Here is a 4,940-nt window from a genome sequence, read left to right on the forward strand (position 1 = left end):
CCCCTTGGCGCGAACAAAGAGCATGCCACAGATAAGCGCCGTCTGAAACTCCTGGAAAATCACTCCTGAGAATTGGAAGTATGGCCCCCACATTCCCGTCTTTGAGGTGCTTTCTCAATTCATCTGGCGTGATTGCTACACGAAACAGCGCTCTCGACTGAGGAACAGACGGGGAACCGGATGACGGAGCATTCACCAAACTCCGATGCGGCTTGCTGGGGAATTGTAAGCTCAGCGCTTCCAGCAGCGCTGTCTTCCCGGAGTTGTTCTGCCCCGTAAGGACATTGAAGCCGGGTTTCAGCTTGATGGGTCCGGAATCGAGGAACCCTTTGTAATTAAAAACCTGAAATTCCGCCAAGTACATGAGAGCGAACTTCTACCAGGGACACCGGCCAACCTTACAGTCTCAACTTGCTGCAAGCCCTTCGGGATTGCCGGACCGGTGGAAAGGCTACAGTCATCGGAGTTCGCGGGGCGCACCTCGCTGAGCGCCGACCGGTGCCCTCGGGCTCATCGTCCTCATGAGGGGAACGGCCCAGGAGGCCGCCCAGGGGCTGCTCCAAGCCATGCCGGAGGAGGAGCTGCTCGCGGAGGTGTACCGCGACAGGGCGCTGACGTTGGTGCCGCTCAACGACAAGGGGCCGCTCGTCCCCGAGGCCGAGGCAGCGTTGAAGGCGAAGTATCTCCGCTGGTGCGAGCCGAGGGGTGGCGGTGACTGCCTGGGCCTCTTCACGGATGGGTCGTACCTGCGCACCGATGACCGGCGCACGTTGGCGCTCGCCCTGGCCTTCGGACCGGTGCTCGACGAGACCCGGGCTGCCCTGGGGCGGGAGCTGAGTCCGCAGGTGCTGCTCTCGTCCTTTGTTTGGGCCGCGGGGCTCTACCTGGCGCTGTGGCTGCTGCCCGAGCCGAGCACGAAGGCGGCGGCGGCCGCGCTGTCGGTGGTGCTGCTCGCCTGGTTGGGCGTGGACGCCATGTGGGGCCTCATGGACGGGTGGGCCCGCATGGCGCACCGGGCCCACGAAGCCACCACGTTCCAGGAGCTACGCGAGGCGGGGGAGGAGTTCGGGCGGCGCATCGGGACGGACGCGGCGCGGGCCCTCATTCTGGCGGTGGCCACCCTCAGTGGGCGGACGCTCGGCGAGGTGGCCACGCACCTGCGTTCATTGCCGAGGTTCAACTTGGTGCAAGCGCAGTGGGAGGCCCAGGGCTAGGGATGGACCTCCACGACATACCGGCAGAGGACAAGTTGGGCGACGAACTCCAGGCGGCGGCCGAGCGGGTCGCACGGGGGTGGAGCGAGGGCGAGCTCAGCAACAAGGAGAGAGCCGCAATCGAGCGAGCGCGCGACGCGGGGAACGAAAATAGCGCCCGACATCTGGAGGGGCTGGCACGTGGGCGGTGGGTCAACGCAAGACTCAAGGGGGAGTTCACGCAGCTCCAGTGGTCCTCCAGGGGAGTCGATGCGGTGGACCCACGCCCAGGGGGGTTTGGATACGAGGTACTCTCTGGAACGAAGGAGAACTTCGCGGTCCACGGCCGACGTATGGCCACCGAGTTCTTCCGGATGATCTTCTACTGAGGGCACGCGGATGTGGCCGGGCAACATCTTTTTCGAGAACCGGGAGATTGAAGACGAGCGGGTAGAACTCGCGGGCGCGGGGAATCAAATCGTCTACTTCGGGCCGCAGCTGACGCTGCGCCGGTGCACGGTTGTCGTCCGTGTGCCGGGAAGTCGGTTGATGGTCCGCCAGCCGCGACTCATCGACTGCACCCTGGAGTTCAAGCAGGAGCTGCGGAACCACCGGGGCTGGGTGAGTGCGGCCCTCGAGAGGTGCCGGGTCAAGGGGCGCTTGACCGGGTGCGACTTCGGGCGGTTTCCGGGATACACCACGGGTGGCGAAACCGGCCGAGTCGAGGACTGTGACTTCTCCGAGGCCCGGCTCGACGGCTGCCGTTTTCATGACTGTGACATGCGGACGATCCGGCTGCCACGCTGGCCGTGCTTCACGATCCTCGACCCCATTGGGAACGCGGCCGCGTTGAGCCGACTCGACTGGCCGGGCCGATTCGGAAGGGTCATCATCAATACCTTGGTGAAGGATCCGCCCTCCACGGTGGCGGAGACGTGGCACGCCCCCTCGGTGACGAAAGGGCTGGAGACAACCCCGGAAGAACTTCGGACCGTCCTCAAGGGGCTGGATTGCATCGTGATGTGAAGGCGGGTCGAGGCTCACCGCCGTCAACGATGGCTATGGTGCTGGCGACTGCTGGGGCCATGGCACCCACGTGGCGGGCACCATTCGGCGGTGGTGAACATGCGCTGCACTTCACCTCGCTGGGCGGCACCTCCGGTAACTGGCTGACCACGGGCGCCACCTCCATCTACGCCCAAGATGTCCGGAATCGCGTGGGGGCATCCGTCCACGGAGGGCCGGTTCACTCCCCGAGCGATTGGGGCAGCGGCGGGGGTTGCCCGGAGACCGTGTAGCACTCCCCCTTGGACTCGAAGAGGTCCTCCGGGCACGGGGCCTTCTCTTTGTGAGGCACCCAGCAGCCCCCATTGAGTTCCACCTCGACCCGAGCCTTGCAGGGAGGGCGCTTCTGCCCTGGGTAGGGCTTGCTCGGTAAGGGGCGGGAGAGGGCAAGGAGCCCTCCGTCCGTGGTCCTCAGGAACGACATTTCCGTAAGGGGTCCCCAGGTGTCCGCCGGCACCTCGGGGCTCATGGGCGCGTGCTCGGCGCTCGCCAACGCCTCCGGGCCCACGGGCGGTGGGGACACGGGCGCCAGACGGCCCAGGGCGAAGACCAGCGCGCACACCGCCGCGGCACCCGCCAGCGCCAGCCCCAGTCGCCACAGGGGGCGAGGCTCGGGGGCGCCGGAGAGCGCCTGGGCCAGGCGCTCCATTCCCGCCCGCACATCCTCGAACGTGCACACCACCGTCTCCACGGAGTGCTTGTCGGGAGCCACGGCCCACGGGGTCTGCTCCACCTCCACGGCGACGTAGGCAGGTGAGGACGAGGAGATGTAGCGCCCCTGTACGTCCGGCGGCGGCTTCGAGCCGTCCTCGGCGGGCTTGAGCACCAGGGCCGGCGTTCCGGTCGTCTCGTGCGTGGCCAGGTAGAGTTCATCCCGGCTGTGCTCGTCCTGCGGCACCTGCTCGTGAAGCCGGTACGGCCCCAGACGCTCCACGTCCTCCTGGCTCGCCTCGGACTTCTTTTCCTCGTCCATGGGTGCTCCTCGCTGGCCTCCCGCCCGCCCGAGACCTGGCCGTCTTGTTCGCACGGAGCCGTGCCCTCGCTCCAGGAGGTGCACGGTGCATTTAGCGTTTCCTACTCCACGGGTGGCACGCCCAGCGCTCCCCAGCAACGGGCAGTTCGATTCCTTTGACACCGCAACACAGAGTACGCAGTCGTACGAAGCCCAACGCGAGTTCGGTCTGCTGGCCCTCGAGAGAGTAACGAAGGGATTCTGGTAATGAAGCTGGAGGAACTGGTCGAGCAGTTCGCGCTGAACGTGGCCGCGCAGACCGAGGCCATCTGGCGGGGGGATTCCAAGACCGGGAACAAGCACGCCAGGAAGTACGGTGCCGCGGTCGATAAGCTCCTGGCCCACGGCGATGCCGGGCGTGATGCCCTCCTCGTACTGCTCAAGCACGAGCGCATGGACGTGCGCGTCATGGCCGCCGCGCATCTGCTCCGCTACCGGACGGCCGAGGCCAAAGCAGTCCTGGCGGAGGCAGCGAGCGGCGAAGGGATGATCCCCTTTTGCGCGCAGCAGGCCCTGAAGCGCTGGGAGGAAGGCACCTGGGCCCTCGACCCGGGGTAGTCACGCCCAGCGAGCGCTCTCCAAGGCCTCACGCCACCTGGCTCCGGGCCGGGGACAGCGGCAGCCGCACCACGAAGCACGCGCCCCGCTCCACCGTCTCGTCCAGTTCGAACGTGCCGCCGTGGTTCTCCTCGATGATCTGCCGGCAGATGGCCAGCCCCAGCCCCGAGCCCTGACCCACGTCCTTGGTGGTGAAGAAGGGCTCGAAGATGCGCTGACGCAGCTCCTCGGGCACGCCCGGCCCCGTGTCGGCCACCCGCACCTCCACCCCGCCTTCCCTCACCGCCGTGTGCACCCGCACCTCGCCCTCGGCCCCCAGGGCGTCCACGGCGTTGCGCAGCAGGTTGTGCACCACCTGCCCGAACTGTCCCGGGTGGAGCGGAACGTGGGGCACCCCGCCACACTGGACCTCCAACCGCACGCCCGGAGGCAGCGTGCGGCGGAGCAACTCCACCGTGTCGCGGACCACCTGGTCGGGGTCGGCGGAGACGAGGGGGGGACGCTCGCCCCGCAGGAAGGCGCGCAGGTCCATCTGGATGGAGCGGATGCGCTCCGACGCGCTCCGCATCGACTCCAGGGCCTCCGGCAGGTCCTGGAGCACGAAGTCCAGGTCCTGCTCCCGCCAGAGCCGCTCGGCCTCCATCGCCTGCTCGCCCTGGGTGCCCAGCCACTCGCGGTAGCTCCGCAGGGCCTCGCTCATCTGCCCGACGTACTCGCCCACCGGGGTGAGGTTGTTGTGGATGGCGGTGAGCGGGTTGTTGATTTCATGGGAGAGCCTCGCCATCAGCTGGCCCATGGCCGAGAGCTTCTCCGCCTGGGCCACCCGCTCGCGCGCCCGCGTGAGCTCGGTGGTGCGGGCCAGCACGAGCGCCTCCAGCTCGGCGTTCCTGCGTTGCAGGCGACGGGCCCGCCAGCGCACCATGCCCGCCACCCCCGCCCCCAGCCCCAGCACGCCCAGCAGCCCTCCCCACACCGTGCCCCACCAGGGCGGGTGCACCTCCAGGTCGAACCCCAGCGTGGGCCCCCACGTGCCCCCCTCGCCGCGCGCACGCACCTCGAAGCGGTAGCGGCCCGGGGGCAGCACGGCGTACCGCACCCGGCTGGCCGTGGGC

The 4,940-nt window shown here is 67.9% G+C and carries 7 protein-coding genes; 4 read left to right on the forward strand and 3 right to left on the reverse strand.

The genetic code is table 11. The features are described from left to right. The coding region (locus tag VF794_RS00275) for an AAA family ATPase (RefSeq protein ID WP_331106527.1) at positions 1 to 364 on the reverse strand (364 nt) is incomplete at its 3' end. A 157-nt stretch (positions 365 to 521) separates the two neighbouring features. On the opposite strand from VF794_RS00275, the gene VF794_RS00280 reads away from it, so the two are divergent. The 3 genes from VF794_RS00280 to VF794_RS00290 are packed head-to-tail and all read left to right on the forward strand — an operon-like array spanning position 522 to position 2,219. Next, positions 522 to 1,214 (forward strand): hypothetical protein, encoded by a 693-nt coding sequence (locus VF794_RS00280; RefSeq protein ID WP_331106529.1) that lies wholly within the window; start codon positions 522 to 524, stop codon positions 1,212 to 1,214. A 2-nt stretch (positions 1,215 to 1,216) separates the two neighbouring features. Continuing rightward, on the forward strand, positions 1,217 to 1,582 hold the full coding sequence (locus tag VF794_RS00285) for a hypothetical protein (protein ID WP_331106531.1): 366 nt from the start codon (positions 1,217 to 1,219) through the stop codon (positions 1,580 to 1,582). Positions 1,583 to 1,592: 10 nt separating this feature from the next. Further along, positions 1,593 to 2,219 (forward strand): hypothetical protein, encoded by a 627-nt coding sequence (locus VF794_RS00290; RefSeq protein ID WP_331106533.1) that lies wholly within the window; start codon positions 1,593 to 1,595, stop codon positions 2,217 to 2,219. Between the two features lie 220 nt (positions 2,220 to 2,439). Here VF794_RS00290 and VF794_RS00295 read toward each other — a convergent pair whose 3' ends face one another. Further along, positions 2,440 to 3,231: a hypothetical protein gene (locus VF794_RS00295; protein WP_331106535.1), complete on the reverse strand. Its 792-nt coding sequence runs from the start codon at positions 3,229 to 3,231 to the stop codon at positions 2,440 to 2,442. Between the two features lie 246 nt (positions 3,232 to 3,477). Between VF794_RS00295 and VF794_RS00300 the strand changes: the two genes are divergently transcribed. Further along, a complete protein-coding gene (locus VF794_RS00300) occupies positions 3,478 to 3,828 on the forward strand; it encodes a DUF2019 domain-containing protein (protein WP_331106536.1) in 351 nt (116 codons plus the stop codon). Between the two features lie 28 nt (positions 3,829 to 3,856). On the opposite strand, the gene VF794_RS00305 is transcribed toward VF794_RS00300, so the two are convergent. Next, positions 3,857 to 4,940, reverse strand: a 1,084-nt coding sequence (locus tag VF794_RS00305; protein WP_331106538.1) for a HAMP domain-containing sensor histidine kinase, incomplete at its 5' end; no start/stop codon positions are given.

This window comes from Archangium sp. (genome assembly GCF_036389735.1).
Classification (GTDB): Bacteria; Myxococcota; Myxococcia; order Myxococcales; family Myxococcaceae; genus Archangium.

What these genes read in the sequence shown, in the direction of transcription:
- VF794_RS00280 (WP_331106529.1), top strand. Translation starts at nt 522, where the DNA reads ATGAGGGGAACGGCCCAGGAGGCCGCCCAGGGGCTGCTCCAAGCCATG.
- VF794_RS00285 (WP_331106531.1), top strand. Translation starts at nt 1,217, where the DNA reads ATGGACCTCCACGACATACCGGCAGAGGACAAGTTGGGCGACGAACTC.
- VF794_RS00290 (WP_331106533.1), top strand. Translation starts at nt 1,593, where the DNA reads ATGTGGCCGGGCAACATCTTTTTCGAGAACCGGGAGATTGAAGACGAG.
- VF794_RS00295 (WP_331106535.1), bottom strand. Translation starts at nt 3,231, where the DNA reads ATGGACGAGGAAAAGAAGTCCGAGGCGAGCCAGGAGGACGTGGAGCGT.
- VF794_RS00300 (WP_331106536.1), top strand. Translation starts at nt 3,478, where the DNA reads ATGAAGCTGGAGGAACTGGTCGAGCAGTTCGCGCTGAACGTGGCCGCG.